Below are 16,926 nucleotides of genomic sequence, written 5' to 3' on the forward strand. Positions count from 1 at the left end.
CGTGCAGTTCTTCCTCAGCGCGGTCGCCTGGCTCCTCGACCCGGCGAACTACCGTCCCGGTCTCCAGACCCCGCTCCCGATCCAGGACCGGATCGGCGAGCACCTCCTGTACACGTTCATCTCGGTCGCCATCGCGGCCCTGATCGCGTTGCCACTGGGCTTGTACATCGGTCACACCGGGCGCGGGCGCGGCTTCGTCATCGCCTTCAGTGGCTCCATGCGCGCGCTGCCGACGCTGGGCCTGCTCGGCACCCTCTTCGTCGTCATCGGGATGACCGTGCCGTTCACGCAGACTGCGTTCATCGCGTCGATCATCGCGTTCGTCGTCCTGGCGATCCCCTCGATCCTCGCCGGCGCGTACTCGGGGGTGGAGTCCGTGGATCCGCAGACGGTGGACGCCGCTCGCTCGGTGGGGATGACCGAACTGCAGATCCTCCTCAAGGTCGAGGTCCCGCTGTCGCTGCCGCTCATCATCGGCGGGATCCGCGCGTCGGTCCTGCAGGTCATCGCGACGGTCGTGATCGCGTCGTACATCTCGCTCGGCGGCCTCGGCGCGATCATCTCGACCGGCATCAGCCTGAACGACAACGATCTGATCCTCGGTGGGGCGTTGCTCGTGACGGTCCTCGCGCTCGTGATCGACGGGCTCTTCGCCCTCGCGCAGCGCCTCACCCGCCGCGGTCCGGCAGTCCGGACCCGTCGCAGCCGCACACACGTCCGCGCGCTGCCACTCCGGCGCCGCGCGGTGACCGCACTCTCCGTCGACGAAAGGGACCACTGATGTCCACAGCAGGCACGAGAACACGCATCCTCGCGGGTGCGATCGCGATCGGCGCGATCGTGGCGCTCTCCGGTTGTTCCACCTCTGACCCCACGAAAGCGGCCCCCGGCGGAGACGGTGGGTCGGGCAGCACCCCGATCGTGGTCGGCTCGTTCAACTTCCCGGAGAGCGAGATCCTCGGCAACATGTACGCGCTGGTCCTCGAGGACGCCGGCTTCGACGTGACGACCAAGTTCAACCTCGGCCCCCGGCAGACCACGATCCCCGCGCTCAAGGACGGTTCGATCAACCTCATGCCGGAGTACAACGGCAACCTGCTGTTCTTCTACGACACCAAGGCCACCGCGAAGACGACCGCGGATGTCGACGCCGCGCTGAAGACCGAGATCCCGAAGGACTTCCAGGTGCTCGACCCGTCGCCGGCCCAGGACAAGGACGCCTACGTCGTGACCCAGGCCGAGGCGGAGGAGAACGGCCTCACCTCGATCGGTGACCTCTCCGAGATCGAGCCCTTCACGCTCGGAGCCAACCCGCAGTTCGGCACCCTCCCCTACGGCATCCCCGGACTCAAGGCGACGTACGGCGTGGACAAGGTCACGTTCAAGTCCATCGAGGACTACGGCGGACCCGACACGGTCAAGGCCCTCGTCGACGACACCGTGCAGGTGGCCGACATCTACACGACGTCGCCCGACCTCGTGACGAAGAAGCTGCTCGTGCTGAAGGACCCCGAGAACCTGATCGCGTCGCAGAACGTGCTGCCGTTCCTGAACAAGGACATCTCCAGCACGAAGCTCGATTCGGTGTTGAACAAGCTCTCGGCGAAGCTCACGACCGACGACCTCATCGCGCTGCGCAACCGTGTCGAGGGCAGCGAGAAGGCCCAGGCCCAGGCCGCCGCGAAGGACTGGCTGACCAAGGAGGGGCTGCTCGAGTAGCCCAGGAACGACGCCGGTGCGGCCGCCTGCGCTCCCGTAGCGCCGGCCGAGCCTCGACGGAGGAGTCCCCCGAACCACGACGGTTGCGGCAGGTGACTGCCACCGTCGCGGCCCTGGAACACGGAGCTGCTGCCGGGGAGTGCGGGTGTGAGCGTGCTGGCGGCCCGGGCCCGGGCTCGGCGCAGGCCGAACCGGCGGGCGTCCGTCGCGCTCTGGGAGTTCGAACCCTTCTGTGCCCTCCGGAACCTCGAGCAGTCGTGCAGCGAACGCAGGAAGCGTCACCGTACTCGTCCGGAGCACCGTGGTGGACACGGCGCGGCTCTGGCCACCGACTGCGTCATCCCCTGGGGCCGCTCACCGGTCCGAGAGGGCCGTCACGAGCGCCTCGGCAAGCCGCTCCTGCCCTTGCTGGCTGGGGTGGAGGTGGTCGCCGACGTCGTACACGGCCTGCATCCGCGACGGCTCCGTGTCGGAGCGGAGGGCTGCGTCGTAGTCGACGTACGTCGGCGCGGACGAGCGGATCCAGGCGTTGACCTCCTGGCGGACCGCTTCGCGCGCCGCGTCGTACGCCTCACCGGGCAGGAACGGGGTGATCGTGGCGATCATGGTGCGGAGACCGGCCTTGGTCGCTCGCCGGACGACCTCCCGGTAGCCGGCGACGAGGTCTTCCGCGGTCGGCAGTTCATCGAGCGGCGCCGTCGAGCCCGGGTGGCCGAGGTCGTTGGTTCCGAGTGCCAGGACCACGTCGGTCACGCCGGAGGTGCCGAGGACGTCGTCGTCGAACCGCGCCAGGCCCGCTCGTCCGAAGACCGTCATCGGGAAGGGGGCCCCGTGCCGGAGCCGGTTGCCGGCGATCCCCCGGTTCACGATGCCGGTCGTGGTCGCCCGGTCCGAGGACAGCCGTGCGGCGGCGAGCTGCGGCCAGCCCATCGCCGTGATCGAGTCGCCGAGGCACACGACCACGCGGGACGTCGGGGAGCCGGCGACGTCGACCGCGCTGAGGAAGGGCCCGGACGCCGGCAGGGTCATGCCCTGCAGGCCCCGCTGCTGTTCCTCGTCCAGGATCGAGGCCGGCGTGGCGTCCGGGAAGTCCGCCGCGCCGACGTGGTCCCCCGGCGACGACACGGTCCAGGCGAAGCCGTTCGCACTCGTGACGAGCGTCGGCCCGGCCATGTGGAGGTCGACGTGGACTGTCTCGCCCGCGTCGGTCGCCACGTCGACGGGGTCCGACCAGCGGGTCTGGCCCGGTGCGAGCGTGACGGAGCGCTCGCCGTCCCAACGAGCGTCACCGGATCCGGCGCGGGTCGCGACGCCGCTGTGGTCGATGGTCACGGAGTCGGTGCCGAAGCGGTTGCTGAGCTCGATCCGGAGGGCCTCGCCGCCGCTGCTCGCGGGTGCGTCGATCCGGACGGTCACGTCCTCGAGGGTGCGCTGTGCGACGACGTAGTCGCTGATCGCCTGTACCCAGGTGGCCTGCCAGGTGGCAGTGGTGCTCATGCGGTGTCCTTTCAGTGGGCCGGAGCTCACGGCGCGAGGCCGATCCGGTGCAGGTAGGCGGTGGTCATGGTCAGGGCGGCCTGGTTGCCGAGCGTGCCCGAGGCCGCTTGGTTGAAGGTGTGGTTGGCGAACGGGACGGGTTCGGTCGTGACGGGAGCGCCCGCTCGCTGCGCTGCGGCGACCCACGACTCGACGCCGGCCGTGGGGATCAGGCCGTCGTGCTGCGGCTCGATGACGAGTGTCGGGGGCGACTGCTCCGAGACGTACGTCGACGACGAGATCGCTCGCATCCGGTCCGGGTGCTCAGCGGGGGGACCGCCCAGGTAGTCGTCCGTGAAGGTCCGCGGTTCGAAGCCCGGGGCTGGGTAGCCCTCGTCGTAGGCGTTCTGCGGGTCCACCACCGGGTACTGGGCGACGACCGCCTCTGGGACGGGCACGGTGCCGCCGCAACTGCTCGTGGCCCGGCCGGTGGCGGCGCCGGCGGCCACGTTGACGGCGAGGTTCCCGCCGGCCGAATCACCCGAGACGACGAGGCGGTCGGGGTCGCCGCCGAACGACGCGGCGTGCTCCCGCGTCCACACGAGTGCACATCCGACGTCCTTCGGTGCCTCGTCCCAGGTGGCATGCGTCGCGGTCGCGAGCCGGTAGTCGACGCTCACGACGAGGTAGCCCCGGTCGGCGTACCAGCGCATGTCGTGACCGAACTGCGTGTCCGTGCCGGTGATCCAGCCGCCGCCGTGGACGGACACGATGACGGGTGCGTCGCCGCCGGAGGACGACGGCCGGTAGACGCTGGCGTGGAGGTCCTGCCCGTCGACGTGCTCGTAGACGGGCCTGCTGTCGCTCGCGGCGTCCATCGCCCCAGGCGACAGGGCCTGCAGGAGGTCCACGCTGCCGCCGGCGTTCGACACGGCGTGCACGACCGAGCCCGTGACGACGCCCGACCAGATGGTGCCGGCGAGCGCGATCACGGCGACGACGCCGCCCACCCGGCGGTGCCCGGCGAGGACGGCGGCCACCGCGAGCGCGAGGCCGAGGACGCCGAGGACGACCAAGTCGGGTGCGATCATCGTCCAGAGGTACGACGAGAAGAACGTGAACGAGTTGCGCTGGGCCGGGAAGAGGGTGCCGATGCCGAGGACGACGGTCACGAGACTCGGAACCCCGAGGGCCACGGCCAGCGTGACCAGGATTCGTCCGGGCCATCGGCGGCCGCTCGTGCGGGAGGTGCTCATGCGCTCAGGAACGCGGCGATCCGCCGGCCCCACGAACGGATGTCGTCGAGCGTCTCCGAGACGTGCAGCTCGGCCCCGGGGATCACCAGTGCCAGTTCCTCGGCCGTGGAGATCGGGTGCGCGCCGTCGCCCGGCCACCCGAGGATCAGCGTCGGCTGGGTGATCCGGGCGATGGCGTCACGGGGTGGCAAGTCGGTGTCAGCGGCCCCCCGGAGGACCGTGGGCAGCAGGTCGAACGACACGTCGGGCGGTGGCGGGAACCCCTCGAGCCCCGCGAAGACCACGGGTGGTGCAGCCTGCGCGAACCACTGACGCACCACGGCGGGGTCGCCACGCTCGACGATGTCGGCCAGCTGCCGGTACCCGTCCCCCTGCGCCGCACGGGTCTCCCAGGCGGTCGGCGACGAGGTGAGCACGAGGCGGTCGAACCGCGCCGGCTGCGACGTGACCGCGTGCAACAGGCTGCCCGTGCCCATCGATGCCCCGATCGCCGCGACCGGCGCCGCGGGTGACAGCACGTCGGCCAGCGCGAGCATGTCGTCCCCGAGCGCGTCCCACCCGTAGTCCGCGGGGTCGCGCGTCCCCCGTGTCTCACCGTGGCCGCGCGCGTCGTACGACACCAGGCGCAGCCCGGCGCGGGCGACCGGCGAGAAGTCGGCGACTCCGAGGTCTCGCCCGCTCCGCCGGCTGCCTGTGAGCCCGTGCGCGTCGAGCACGACGGGGCCGTCGCCCTCGTCGGTCAGGGCGAAGCGGATGCCTCGCGCTTCGATCGAGTTGATCGGTGTCATGTCGTCTCCTACCTCACGGACCGGATCTTGAAGATGCTGAACGCGCCGATCGTGACGATGACGAGCGAGGTGACGAACACGGGCGTGTAACCGGCGACGCCGACGATGGCGGCGGTGGCGAGCGGGGCGATGATCTGGGGCACGTTGTTCGCCGTGTTGAGCAGCCCGAGGTCCTTGCCGTGGGACTCCCCCGACGGCAGTACCTCGGTCATCAACGCCGCGTCGACCGAGAGGAACGACCCGAGCCCCAATCCCGCGATCGCACTGAAGACGACCATCGACTCGCCGCTGCGCCAGACGAGGGGGAACACGATGGCCACGGCGAACAGCAGCGACGCGACGAAGATCGGAGCCTTGCGTCGACCGAGCCGGTCGGAGACCGGCCCGGCGAACACCGTCCCCGCGACGATCGTGACAAGGCTGACGAGACCGCCGATCGCGATGAAGCCTGCTGCGTCCTCGGTCGACAGTCCGATGTAGTCGGTGAGCAGGTACAACCCGAAGTTCTGCACCATGTACAGCCCGAGCAGCAGTGCGAACCGGCCGACGAACGCCCAGTAGAAGTCGGGGGCGTTCGCGGGGAACTTGAAGGCCGCCAGGAGGCCGTGCGTGTCCAACCGATCCCGGGGGACGTCGACGTTCGACTCCTCCGGCGCGAGCAGGACGAAGAGCACGCCGCCGACGGCCATCAGCACCGCGGCACCGATGAGCAGCGGTCGCGGATCCGTCAGGAACCGGGAGGCGATGACGTTCGCGATCGCGCCGGAGAACACCTGCGCGCCACCGTAGACGGCCGACAGCGTGCCACGTCTCGAGCGCGGGACCCGGTCGGGGAACACCGCCAGGACCGCACCGGGCAGCGCGCTGAACAGGATCCCGTAGCCGATGAACGCGGCGAAGAGGGTGCCGATGCTGCCCGCGAGACCGATCAGGACGAGTCCGATCACCCCCGTGCCGGCGCCGAACGCGATCCAGGGGATCCTGCGACCGAACCGCGTGCGGGTCCGGTCGGAGATCGCGCCGAAGACGAAGAGCGAGACCGTCGTCGTGGCTCCGGCGATGGCCGTGGCAAGGCCGAACAGGAACACCTTGTGGTCGGCGTCGAGGATCTGGATCTTCGCGGCGAGCAGGGTGCCGGACGCCAGGGTGTTGCCGAAGATCCAGGCGATCCCGATGACCAGGAAAGCGAATCCGAGCCGACGGGTACTGATCGGCCGGCGAGGGGCTGCGAACGCGCCGGTGGGTTCTCGGAGCACACCAGGGTGCGCGTAGGGCTCGGGGAGCTCGTTGGACATCGTCGGCCAGCTTTCTCGGGTGCAGCCGTCAGGCCTGGGTCGGGCGGCCGTCAGGCCTGGGGAGCGCGAGTGCGCCGGATCGGACCGCGGCCGTGACGCCGCCGTCGACCAGCAGGTCGGTACCGGTGACGAACGTCGCGTTCGGCCCGAGGAGGAACTCCGCCGCGGCAGCGATGTCCGAGGCCGTGCCGATCCGGCCCGTGCCCGACGTCGCGATCATCGCCCGCATGACCTCCCCGTGCTGACCGCCGAGCTCTGCCTGTCCCATCGGGGTGGAGATGACGCCGGGGCTGATCGTGTTTATCCGCGCGCCGCGCCGACCCCAAGCGGCGCTGGCCGCGTACATGCGCACCTGGTTTGCCCGCTTGGCCACGCTGTACGCGGCACCGGGGTCGGGCAGCGCCGCCAGGAACGGCAGGTCGAGGAGCTGATCGGTCGGGGTGTCGGCGAGCGCCCGCTGCACGTCGGCCGGCAGGGCGTCGGCCGCCTGCTGGCCGGCGTTGCTGGCGATGACGACGCCGGCGCCCCCGGACGCGATGACCGTGCCGAACTCGTCGATGGTGTGGGAGACGCCGACCAGGTCGACGGCGAGCACGGCCTCGATCGGCGCCTGGACCGGCGAGAGCCCGGCGGTGTGGGCGATCTGGACGACGGCGCCGAGCGCCGCCGCCTGTTCGGCGAGGGACCGGACCGACTCGCGTGAGGCGACGTCGACGGGGCGGGTCTCGACCGCGAAGCCGTCGCCCCGGAGGGCCGACGCGGTCCGCTCGAGCAGCGCCGCGTCGAAGTCGGCGAGCAGGACGGTCTTGCCGGTGCCGATGCGACGGGCGATCGCTTCGCCCATCCCGCCGACTCCGATGACGACGAGGACGTCGGACATGGTGCTCCCTGCGGTCGTGGTCGTGGTCGTGGTCGTGGTGGACACGGGCGTCAGCTCGCGGTCCGCGTCAGCGAGCCGGCGTAGGGCAGGGCCACGAGCTGTGCGAGGTCCGAGTCGGCGGTCAGCCCACGGACGGTGATCGTCGTCGCCTCGCCGTCCCGCAGGTCGAAGTAGTTGTCCGAGAAGCGGACCCCGACGGCGGGCGAGTCGAGGTGGACGAAGAAGTTGTACCCCGCCGAGCGGATCTCGACCGTCGCGGTCGTGTCGTCGACGCGGGTGACCGTCGACTCGACGCCCCTGCTCTCGAACGCGATGTCCTTGACCTCTTCCGGCAGGAGTCGGTTGGCGGGGAACGTCTCGTCGTCGGAGTCGACCCAGAGGATCTCGTCGACCGCTGCCGCACCCTCCCAGAAGGCCCGCGAGTCACCCTGCCCGAGTTCGACCTCGACCGTCTCGGACGACCGTGTGCGGCCGTCGAACCCGACGCGTGCGATCCGAGCCGTCGTGCGGACAGCGGCGATGCCGCTGTTCGACACCCACAGCTCGGCGCCGGCCGCCGTCTCGCGGAAGCTCGCCAGGACGGGCGCGAACGCGCGGCGGGCGGCGTGGTAGCCGGCCTTCGGGACCAGGTCGTAGTCGATGACCGACCAGCTGAACCCGGGCCATGCGTCGTTGAGCTGCCAGATGAGCGCACCGGAGCAGTGCGGCTGGCGGCGCCGGTAGTGCTCGATGCCGAACTTCAGCCCCTCGGCCTGCGACACCATCGTGAACTGGGCGTACTCGTCGAGGGTCGTCGGCAGCCCGGTGACGATCTCGAGGATCGGGTCGTGCTTGTCCTTCGGGTTGTCCTTGTTGTGGGCGTCGAACGCCGCACTGTGCACCGCGAGGTCTTCGTCGCGCACCCAGCGTCGCAGGGTACCGAGCTCCGGCGAAGCGTGGATGCCGAACTCGCTGATGAACTTGCCGGTGTCGTCGGCGTACCGGCGGTAGAGACGGGAGTGCCCGATCGACTCGAACTGCTCCGGCGTCGACGTCATCGACATGCCGTGCCAGACTTCCCACGCGTGCCGGTCGCCGTCGCGGAAGCCGTTCGCGGCCATGAACCCGTCGTCCGGGTCCTCGCCGAACGGGCTGCCCGGCCAGTACGGCGTGAACCCGTCCTCGGCGTCGACCGCCGCGGGCAGGATGCGGTTGAAGAAGTCCCACCCCCAGTCCCCGGGCTCGAGGCCCTGGAACACCCCGCCGTGGATCATCTGCACCTCGTTGTTCCCACACCACAGCGCCAGGCTCGCCCGGTTCCGGAGTCGGCGCACCTGGTACGCGGCCTCGAGCTCGACCTCACGCTGCAGGTGCTCGTCGCGGCTCGGGTAGTCGGTGCACGCGAACATGAAGTCCTGCCAGACCAGGATCCCGAGCTCGTCGGTGATCTCGTAGAACGCGTCGTTCTCGTAGACACCCCCACCCCAGATCCGGACCGTGTTCATGTTGCCGTCGCGAGCGAGGGTCAGGAGGTCCCGGTACTTCTGGTCGGTCACCGAGCCGACGAGCATGCTGGCCGGCACCCAGGCCGCGCCGCGGGAGAACACCGGCACCCCGTTCAGCACGAACCGGAACAGGCGCCCTCCCTCCGGGTCCTCCTGACGGTCGAGCTCGATGGTGCGCAGGCCGATCCGGTCGGTGACCCGGGAGAGCACGGTCCGGTCCTGCACGACCTCGACCGTGACGTCGTACCGGTCCGGCGCGCCGAGGTCGTGGGTCCACCACAGTTCCGGGTCGACGACGGTGACGGTCGTCGACGCGGTGTCCCCGGCGGACCCGGCGGACCCGGACCCGGAGAACGGGAACTCGTGCTCGGCCGTCGCGCCCGACGGGGAGACCAGCTTCACTCGGGCGCGCAGTCCCGGCTTCCCGTGGTTCAGCTGCACGCGGAGGACGACGTCGGCGAACCCGCGCGGTCCGTCGGCCCCGGGCCGCAGTCCGCTGACCGCGACGTGGTGCCCGACGATCGCGACCGGGGGCTCCCGGACGAGCTCCACCGGCCGCCAGATGCCGATCGAGGCGACGCGGGGCCCGAAGTCCCAACCCCAGGAGAACGTCGCCTTGCGGAGGGTCGTCGCCAGGGACAGCGTCGCCGACAACGGGCCGGACTCGATCTCGAACGGCATCCCGCCGTCGCCGTCGCCCGCGGCCGCCCCCTCGGGCACGTAGAGCTTCGCGAGTGCCTCGTTCATCGCGCGCACACTCGGTGGGATCGACCGTCCGGCCAGCGGTGGCGTGAACCGGAGCAGGACCTCGTTGCCCGCCTGGAGCAGGTCGGTGACGTCGAACTCGGCCGGGCGGAACTGGTTCTCGTGGTGTCCGAGTTCCTCGCCGTTGAGCCAGATCGTGACCACGGTGTCGAGCCCGTGGAAGACCAGTCGGAGTCGTTCGCCGGGTTCGGCGTCCACGCCCGGGAACGTGGCGCGGTACCACCAGTCGCGCTCCTCGATCCACCGCACCGAGGCCTCGTTCGTGTCGGTGTACGGGTCCTGGATGACGCCGGCTGCGAGGAGCGACTCGTGAACCCCACCCGGGACGACGGCCGGGTACCAGGTCGGTGCCGTGGCGAGGAAGGACGTCGGGTCGAGGTCCCGGTCCGCCTGGGCGACCGAGAACGAGTTGAGCTGGATGGCGGTAGGGGCGGTGGAGACCATGACCTGACTTCCCTGTCGAGCGGTTGGTGACGAATGACACTGTATTGGTAGTCCACTTCCAAAAACAAGACCAGTGTCGTTTGGTAGATTGTCAGGATGGGACTGCGAGAGCTGAAGGCGGAGCGCACCCGTCGGGAGATCCTGGACGCGGCGCTCGCCCTGTACGAGACGAACGGCTACGACGCCACGACGATGGAGCAGATCGCCGAGGCCGCCTTCGTCAGCCCGTCGACGCTGTACCGGTACTTCCCGACCAAGGAACGAACGCTGCTCGGGCACCCGGCACTCGCCAGGGCCGGCCTCGGGAGCATGCTGCTCGCACGCCCGGCCGACGAGGACCTCGCCGAGGCGCTCGGGCACACGCTGCACGACTTCCTGACCGACCTCGACACCGACCGCGAGACCCTGTTGCGCGTCCGAGCCCAGATGGACCGGGTCCCCCTCATCCGGGCCCTGGTCTGGGACAGCTGGTACCGCGGCCATGCCGAGCTCGAGGCCGCGGTCGCGGAGCGCATCGGCGCCGAGCCCGACGACCTCCTGGTGCGGGTGTCTGCCGGGATCACGCTCATGGTCGCGCAGATGGCCCTCGACGAGTCCCGTTCCGGCTCGGGCCACCCGTCCGCCACCGAGTACGCCGACCGGGTCATGCAGCTCCTCGGCCGCGGCACGGCGCCGCTCGTCACCCTGCCGACGGTCTGACCGGCCGCCCGGCCGATCGTCATCCTTTGGGGGATCCGGCACCGGGCGGCGGATTCCTAGTGTCGGACACGAGCCGCACAGGGCGGCTCTCGACACGGAGGAACCCCCATGACACACACCACCGCCGCCCGTCCCGCACCGCGGCTGGCAGCCTTGCCGGTCCGCCCGACTCGCGCGCGGCGCTTCTTCAGCTTCCCAGCGACCTGGGCGGCGATCGGCATCGCCGCGATCGTGCTCGTCGACTCGGTCTTCATCGACATCGGGTCCGCGCTCGGTACCACGGGCACCATCGTCGGCGCACTCCTCGGCGGGGTCGTCGCCGTGCTGGTGCACCGGTTCGTGATGCACCGCCTCGCTCGGCGCGCGACTCCCGAGCTGGCCGCCCGGGGCGCGCTCCGTCAAGGTGTGCAGGGCATCGCCCTCGGCGCCGGGTTCATCCTCGCCTCGATCGGCATCGTCACCCTGCTCGGCGGCTTCTCCCTCAGCTGGCACCCCGTCGACGCCGTCGGGACCGTCGCCCTGGCCATCGGCGTCAACCTCGGCACGGCCGCGGTTGAGGAGATCGTGTTCCGCGGCATCGCCTTCCAGGCCATCGAGCGGCTGTTCGGCTCCAGCCGCGGCACCTGGATCGCCCTTGCCGTCACGGCACTCTTCTTCGGTGGCGCGCACATGCTCAATCCCGGTGCCACGCTCTGGAGCGGCCTGGCGATGTCGATCGAAGCCGGCGTCCTCACCGGTGCTGCCTTCATGTGGCGCCGCAACCTCTGGTTCGTGATGGGTATCCACTTCGCATGGAACGCTCTCGAGGGTCTCTTCGGCATCGCCGTCTCCGGCCACCGCGACCCGAGCCTCCTGCTCACCGTCACGACCGGCCCGAGCGCGATCAGCGGCGGTGCGTTCGGGGTCGAGGCGTCCGTCGTGCCGGTCCTCATCAGCATCGCGATCTCGGTGCCGATGATCGTCGCCGCGCGTCGCCGACAGAGCGTCACCCGATGACCGACCCATCGAGCCGCGCCGCGGATCGCGCTAGCGTTCGGACCATGTGGTCTCGTCCGCCGGCTCGCGATCCGCGGCAGCGGCGCGTCCGGGTGCCGTGGGACGGCCTGCCCGTGTGGGTCCGCGACGCCGCGGGCGGGATCCTGCTCCTCGTCCTGTCGCTGCTCCCACTCGGCGTCGCCGGGGTCGAGCTCGGCGAACTCCACCACGACGTCGCCGACTGGGTCCCGCCTGTCCTGATCGCCGGGCAGTCCCTCGCCCTCGCCGCCCGTCGCGTCGCACCCGGGACCACCCTCGCCGTGGTCGGGGTGTCCTTCGCCGCAGCGCAGCTCGCCGGTGTCGGTACCGGGGTGGCCGGGCTCGGCTTGTTCGTCGCGATCTACTCGTTCGCCGCGCACCAACAGCGGCAACGGCGGACGATCGCCGCCGCCGTGGCGGTCGGGTACGTGCTGCTCGCGTTCGCCCTGCACGCCGAGGGGTCGCCCGAACGCCTCATCGACTGGGCGACCTTCTTCCTGGTGCTCACCACCCCGTGGTTCGTCGGGCTGCTCGTCCGGCGGCGGGTCGCCGAGCAGGCCGCGCGCGAGCGGAAGGCTGCAGACGACGCCGTCCGCGAAGCCCGCAACCTGCTGGCGCGCGACCTGCACGACATCGTCACCCACCACGTGACGGCGATGGTCGTGCAGGCCGACTCCACGGCCTACCTCGACGAGTCCGAGACCGCCGAACGCGTCGGCACCCTCGAGACGATCGGGGCGACCGGCCGTCGCGCCCTCCAGGAGCTCCGGTCGTTGCTCGGCGCGCTCGAGCAGACCACCGGAACGTCCAGCAGCGGGCCGGTACCCCGGGAGGCCGTCGCCCACACCGTCGCGGACCTCGTCGCCGAGGCCCAGCAGCGCGGCTACCCCGTCGTGCTCGCCGAGCCGACACCCCGGCCCGTCCTCTCCGACGAGGTCACCGTCACCCTGTACCGCATCGCCCAGGAAGCGCTGACGAATGCCATGAAGCACTCCCCCGGAGCCCACGTCGAGATGATCCTGTCCGAGGCCGACGGCCGTGTCGAGCTGCGCGTCGTGAACGAGGTGCACGGCCAGGGACCCGGTGTCCCCGGCCGTGGTCGCCGGGGCATGGCGGACCGCGCAGCGCTCCTCGGTGGACGGCTCGACACCGGCGTGGTCGACGGTCACTTCGAGGTCGTCGCCTCGTTCGCCTCGGACGCCCGCGCCACACCGGAGCCCCGCCGGTGAACGCGGCCGTCGGAGCACCCCCGACGCGACCCGAAGCGGGCGGCCGCCTGCGCGTCGCGCTCGTCGACGACCAGACGATGGTGCGCGACGGCTTCGCCCGGGTGGTCCGCGCACAGCCCGACATGGACCTCGTCGGCCTCGGCTCGAACGGCCGCGATGCCGTCGACATCGCCCGCGACGAGACGCCCGACGTGATGGTCGTCGACATCCGGATGCCCGTGCTCGACGGCATCTCGGCCACCCGGGACATCCTCGCCGCCCGTCGTGACGACGGTGCGGCATCGCCGCGGATCCTCGTCGTCACGACCTTCAACCTGGACGAGTACGTCTTCGACGCCCTCCGTGCAGGAGCGAGCGGCTTCCTGCTCAAGGACGCCTCGCCACCGCAACTGCTCGACGCCATCCGCACGATCGCCCGCGGTGAGGCGCTCGTCGACCCCGCCGTGACACGCACCCTGATCGGCAGCTTCGCCGGTCGGATCCGGCCGCCGGTCATCCCGGCCGGAGAATCCACGCAGCTCACGCCCCGCGAGCTCGAGGTGCTCCGCCTCCTCGCTCGGGGCATGTCGAACGTCGAGATCGCCGAGGCGATGTTCGTCACCCGTGAGACCGCGAAGACCTACGTGTCACGGATCCTGCTCAAGCTCGGGGTCCGCGACCGCGTCCAGGCCGTCGTCTACGCGTACCGCACGGGCATCGCCGACGACTGACGGTGCGCTCGACGGGACTGTCCACCTTTGGGGGACCCGGCGGATCGCGCCGTTTCCTACGGTCGTCATGGCAGCAGATGCTGCTCCACGACGAAGGAGACAGACCATGGCAACGACCACCGCCGGGAAGCCGAGCGTGATGCGCCGGATCCTGACCTTCCCCCTCACCTGGATGATCATCGGCACGGTGTTCGTGTTCCTCACGAACGCGATCCTCGTCGGCGTCGGCTCGGAGATGGACTCCACCGGCGTCATCGTCACCGCGCTGGTCGGGGCCGCCGCCGGGCTCGTGTTCTACAAGCTCACGATGTGGCTCGTCGCCCGCCGCCGGACCCCCGAGCTGACGGTGCGCGGTATCGGCCTGGAGACCGCCTTCGGTCTCGCGATCGGCGTCCTCTTCGTCGCCGTGTCGTACCTGATCGTGGTCGCCACCGGCGCCTACAGCGTCACGTGGGCACCCCGTGACGTCACCACGACGGTCGCGCTGGCCCTCGCCGTGAACGCCGGTGCCGCCATCGTCGAGGAGCTCACGTTCCGCGGCCTGCTGTTCCAGGGCGTCGAGGCGCTCTGCGGTCCCCGCGTGGGCCGGTGGGTCGCCCTCGCCGTCACCGCGGCCTTCTTCGGCGGAGCACACCTCCTGAACCCGGGCGCCACCCTGTGGTCGTCCCTCGCCATCGCGATCGAAGCCGGTGTGCTCCTCGGCGCCGCGTTCTTGTGGCGCCGCAACATGTGGTTCGTCATCGGCATCCACTTCGCCTGGAACGTCATCGAGGGCCTGCTCGGCATCCCGGTCTCCGGGCACCGCGACCCGGGTCTGTTCGTCACCACCGTGCACGGTGACGGCCTGCTCTCAGGCGGATCGTTCGGTCTCGAGGCGTCCTTCGTGCCCGTGCTGGTCAGCCTCGCCGTCGCGATCCCGATGCTCGTCGCGGCCCGCCGTCGGCGCGTCACGCCGGCCCGGTCCGCAGCGGTGCGTGTCCGCCTGGGCTCCGCCGGCCGGTGATCGGTCACCATCCGACCGACTGGAGGCTCGCGCCAGACGCCGACGACTCGGATCGCCACTCGGTCGGCTCCGCCTCCAGGATTCGAACCCGGACCTAACGGCACCAAAGGCCGTCGTGCTGCCATTACACCAAGGCGGAACGCACCCGGAGGTGCTCGTCCATCCTCCCATGACCGACGAGGCTGGCCGTGCGCTCCGGGTTCGGCCAAGATGGAGGGATGCCGCAGGAGGACGAGGTCGATCGCATCGTCGCGGCGTGGGGTCGTGAGCGTGCCGACCTCGACTTCGGCCCGCTCGAGGTCCTGTCCCGCGTGGACCGGCTCGCCCGGCACCTGGACCGCGCGCGGCGTGCAGCGTTCGACGCGGGCGACATGGAGCCGTGGGAGTTCGACGTCCTGTCGGCCCTGCGGCGGGCGGGCGAGCCGTACGAGCTGAGCCCGAAGACCCTGTTGCAGCAGACCCTGGTGTCGAGCGGCACGATGACGAACCGTGTGGACCGGCTGGCAGCCCGGGGACTGGTGGGTCGGCGGACGGACCCGAAGGACGGCCGCGGGATCCTGGTGTCGCTGACGGGCAAGGGCCGCGTCGCGGTCGACGCGGCGATCGCCGACCTGCTGAGGGCCGAGCGGGACATCTTGTCGGGCGTCTCCGACGACGAGCAGGACCAGCTGGCCGGGTTGCTCCGGCGGCTCATCCTCGGCCTCGGCGACTGACCGGCCCTCGGCGACCGAGCGGACCGACGAGCCCGCTTCACCCACGAGACCGAAGTCGACGACGACGCTTCGGTCGCCTGGTCGATGTGCGTCGGCCCGGGCACACGCCACGATGAACCCGTGCCCAGGATCCGTGCCCTCATCCGTCGTCGCCGACACACCCTCGTCCTCGCGATCGTGGTCGTGTTGCTGGGCGTCGGGATCACGGCGACGACCGCGGCCGTCGGTGCGCAGCGTCAGGCGCAGGTGGCGGACGAACTGTGCACGGCGGACAGTCTGGCTGCTCACTGGCACGCCGGTTCGCTGTTCCTGGACGCGCGATCGGCCCGGACGGGGAAGACGATCCTGACGCACCGCGGCGACGAACCGACGCAGACGGGCAGCACGATGAAGGTCGTGACGGCCGCAGCCGCGGTCTCCGCCCTCGGACCCGATCACCGGTTCACCACCTCGGTGGTCGACGGCGGCGAACCCGGGACCGTGGTGCTGGTCGGCGGCGGGGACCCGACGTTGAGCCGCCTGCCGTCCGGTCAGGACAGCGTCTACCCGCACGCACCGCACCTGGACGACCTCGCGGAGCAGGTCCTCGCGGCGCGCGGCGGACAGCCCGTGACCGCGGTGCAGGTCGACACGCATCTGTTCGACGGGCCCGCCTGGCACCCGAGCTGGCCGGAGAGCGCCCGTACGAGCGGCAGCGTCTCGAACATCACGGCGCTCATGGTCGACGGCGACCGCGACGACCCGACGGAGTCGTACTCGATGCGGAGCGACGGAGCGGTGGCCCGCGCGGCGACGGCGTTCGCGGCGCTCCACGGGCCGGACGTCCGGGTGGACACGACCTCGGTGGCGGTGGCATCCGGCGCGAAGGTGCTCGGATCGGTGCGGTCCGCGACGGTGTCGGAGCTCGTCGGGATGCTGCTCACCGACTCCGATGACACCCTCGCCGAGGTGCTCGCCCGCCACGTCGCCATCGCCGAGGGAGCCGGTCGGTCCTTCGACGCGGTGCAGGCAGGCAGCACGAAGGCGCTGGTCCGCTACGGCGTGCCGACCGCGGCCGTGCGACTCGTCGACGGCTCCGGTCTCAGCCCGGACAACCGGGTGCCCGCCTCCGCGCTCACCACACTGATGCGCACCGTCGCGGCGAAGCAGGACGGCCTCGCCCCCGTCGATGCCGGACTCGCCGTGGCCGGGCGCACGGGCACGCTCGGTGAGCACGGCCGCTTCACCGGTGCAGCAGCGGACGCCCGCGGGCACGTCCGGGGCAAGACCGGAACGCTCGACGACATGTACGGCTTGACGGGGGTCACCGACGAGGTCGCCGGGGACCGCGTCGTGTTCACGGTCTTCGCCGAGGGAACGAGTGATCCGGACGCACGGCAGGAGATCGACGCCCTGGCAGCGGCGTTGTGGCGCTGCGGCGGACACGCCTCCGCCGCTCGGGGGTAGCCTCC

General features: G+C 71.0%; 15 protein-coding genes and 1 tRNA gene. 9 read left to right on the forward strand and 7 right to left on the reverse strand.

All coding sequences use genetic code 11. The annotated features are described in order from the left end of the window. The first annotated feature begins 1 nt into the window (after nt 1). Both EDF19_RS03450 and EDF19_RS03455 read left to right on the forward strand, forming a co-directional pair. On the forward strand, nt 2-781 hold the full coding sequence (locus EDF19_RS03450) for an ABC transporter permease (protein WP_123679496.1): 780 nt from the start codon (nt 2-4) through the stop codon (nt 779-781). After that, nucleotides 781-1,719, forward strand: a complete 939-nt coding sequence (locus tag EDF19_RS03455) for an ABC transporter substrate-binding protein (protein WP_123679497.1) — start codon at nt 781-783, stop codon at nt 1,717-1,719. Before EDF19_RS03450 ends, EDF19_RS03455 begins: the two co-directional genes overlap by 1 nt. Nucleotides 1,720-2,073: 354 nt before the next feature. Here the strand turns inward: EDF19_RS03455 and EDF19_RS03460 are convergent, their stop codons facing one another. The 6 genes from EDF19_RS03460 to EDF19_RS03485 are packed head-to-tail and all read right to left on the reverse strand — an operon-like array spanning nt 2,074 to nt 10,107. Continuing rightward, entirely contained in the window at nt 2,074-3,216 is a 1,143-nt protein-coding gene (locus tag EDF19_RS03460) for a GDSL-type esterase/lipase family protein (protein WP_123679498.1), read from the reverse strand. 26 nt (nt 3,217-3,242) lie between these two features. Continuing rightward, nucleotides 3,243-4,451: an alpha/beta hydrolase gene (locus tag EDF19_RS03465; RefSeq protein WP_123679499.1), complete on the reverse strand. Its 1,209-nt coding sequence runs from the start codon at nt 4,449-4,451 to the stop codon at nt 3,243-3,245. Next, nucleotides 4,448-5,239, reverse strand: a complete 792-nt coding sequence (locus EDF19_RS03470) for an alpha/beta fold hydrolase (protein ID WP_221180611.1) — start codon at nt 5,237-5,239, stop codon at nt 4,448-4,450. The genes EDF19_RS03465 and EDF19_RS03470 overlap by 4 nt, the downstream gene beginning before the upstream one ends. A gap of 8 nt (nt 5,240-5,247) precedes the next feature. Then, nucleotides 5,248-6,534, reverse strand: coding sequence for an MFS transporter (locus EDF19_RS03475; RefSeq protein ID WP_123679500.1), 1,287 nt, complete (start codon nt 6,532-6,534; stop codon nt 5,248-5,250). A gap of 28 nt (nt 6,535-6,562) precedes the next feature. Beyond that, complete coding sequence (locus EDF19_RS03480) at nt 6,563-7,459, reverse strand: SDR family oxidoreductase (RefSeq protein WP_260216891.1); 897 nt, start codon at nt 7,457-7,459, stop codon at nt 6,563-6,565. Nucleotides 7,460-7,464: 5 nt separating this feature from the next. After that, entirely contained in the window at nt 7,465-10,107 is a 2,643-nt protein-coding gene (locus EDF19_RS03485; RefSeq protein WP_123679501.1) for a glycoside hydrolase family 2 protein, read from the reverse strand. Nucleotides 10,108-10,203: 96 nt separating this feature from the next. On the opposite strand from EDF19_RS03485, the gene EDF19_RS03490 reads away from it, so the two are divergent. The 5 genes from EDF19_RS03490 to EDF19_RS03510 all read left to right on the forward strand — a co-directional run bounded on the left by EDF19_RS03490 (nt 10,204) and on the right by EDF19_RS03510 (nt 14,762). Beyond that, nucleotides 10,204-10,806: a TetR/AcrR family transcriptional regulator gene (locus tag EDF19_RS03490; protein ID WP_123679502.1), complete on the forward strand. Its 603-nt coding sequence runs from the start codon at nt 10,204-10,206 to the stop codon at nt 10,804-10,806. Between the two features lie 108 nt (nt 10,807-10,914). Beyond that, nucleotides 10,915-11,802 (forward strand): CPBP family intramembrane glutamic endopeptidase, encoded by an 888-nt coding sequence (locus EDF19_RS03495; protein ID WP_123679503.1) that lies wholly within the window; start codon nt 10,915-10,917, stop codon nt 11,800-11,802. Nucleotides 11,803-11,846: 44 nt separating this feature from the next. Next, nucleotides 11,847-13,049: a sensor histidine kinase gene (locus tag EDF19_RS03500; RefSeq protein WP_185022648.1), complete on the forward strand. Its 1,203-nt coding sequence runs from the start codon at nt 11,847-11,849 to the stop codon at nt 13,047-13,049. Further along, complete coding sequence (locus EDF19_RS03505) at nt 13,046-13,759, forward strand: response regulator transcription factor (protein WP_260216893.1); 714 nt, start codon at nt 13,046-13,048, stop codon at nt 13,757-13,759. Before EDF19_RS03500 ends, EDF19_RS03505 begins: the two co-directional genes overlap by 4 nt. A gap of 106 nt (nt 13,760-13,865) precedes the next feature. Beyond that, nucleotides 13,866-14,762 (forward strand): CPBP family intramembrane glutamic endopeptidase, encoded by an 897-nt coding sequence (locus EDF19_RS03510; RefSeq protein ID WP_123679505.1) that lies wholly within the window; start codon nt 13,866-13,868, stop codon nt 14,760-14,762. Between the two features lie 67 nt (nt 14,763-14,829). Here the strand turns inward: EDF19_RS03510 and EDF19_RS03515 are convergent. After that, nucleotides 14,830-14,901, reverse strand: a tRNA-Gln gene (locus EDF19_RS03515). A 79-nt stretch (nt 14,902-14,980) separates the two neighbouring features. Here EDF19_RS03515 and EDF19_RS03520 point away from each other — a divergent pair. Beyond that, nucleotides 14,981-15,475: a MarR family winged helix-turn-helix transcriptional regulator gene (locus tag EDF19_RS03520; RefSeq protein ID WP_123679506.1), complete on the forward strand. Its 495-nt coding sequence runs from the start codon at nt 14,981-14,983 to the stop codon at nt 15,473-15,475. Nucleotides 15,476-15,595: 120 nt separating this feature from the next. Further along, nucleotides 15,596-16,921, forward strand: a complete 1,326-nt coding sequence (gene dacB / locus EDF19_RS03525) for a D-alanyl-D-alanine carboxypeptidase/D-alanyl-D-alanine-endopeptidase (protein WP_260216896.1) — start codon at nt 15,596-15,598, stop codon at nt 16,919-16,921. Nucleotides 16,922-16,926: the final 5 nt, after the last annotated feature.

Source organism: Curtobacterium sp. PhB115 (genome assembly GCF_003752025.1).
Classification (GTDB): Bacteria; Actinomycetota; Actinomycetes; order Actinomycetales; family Microbacteriaceae; genus Curtobacterium.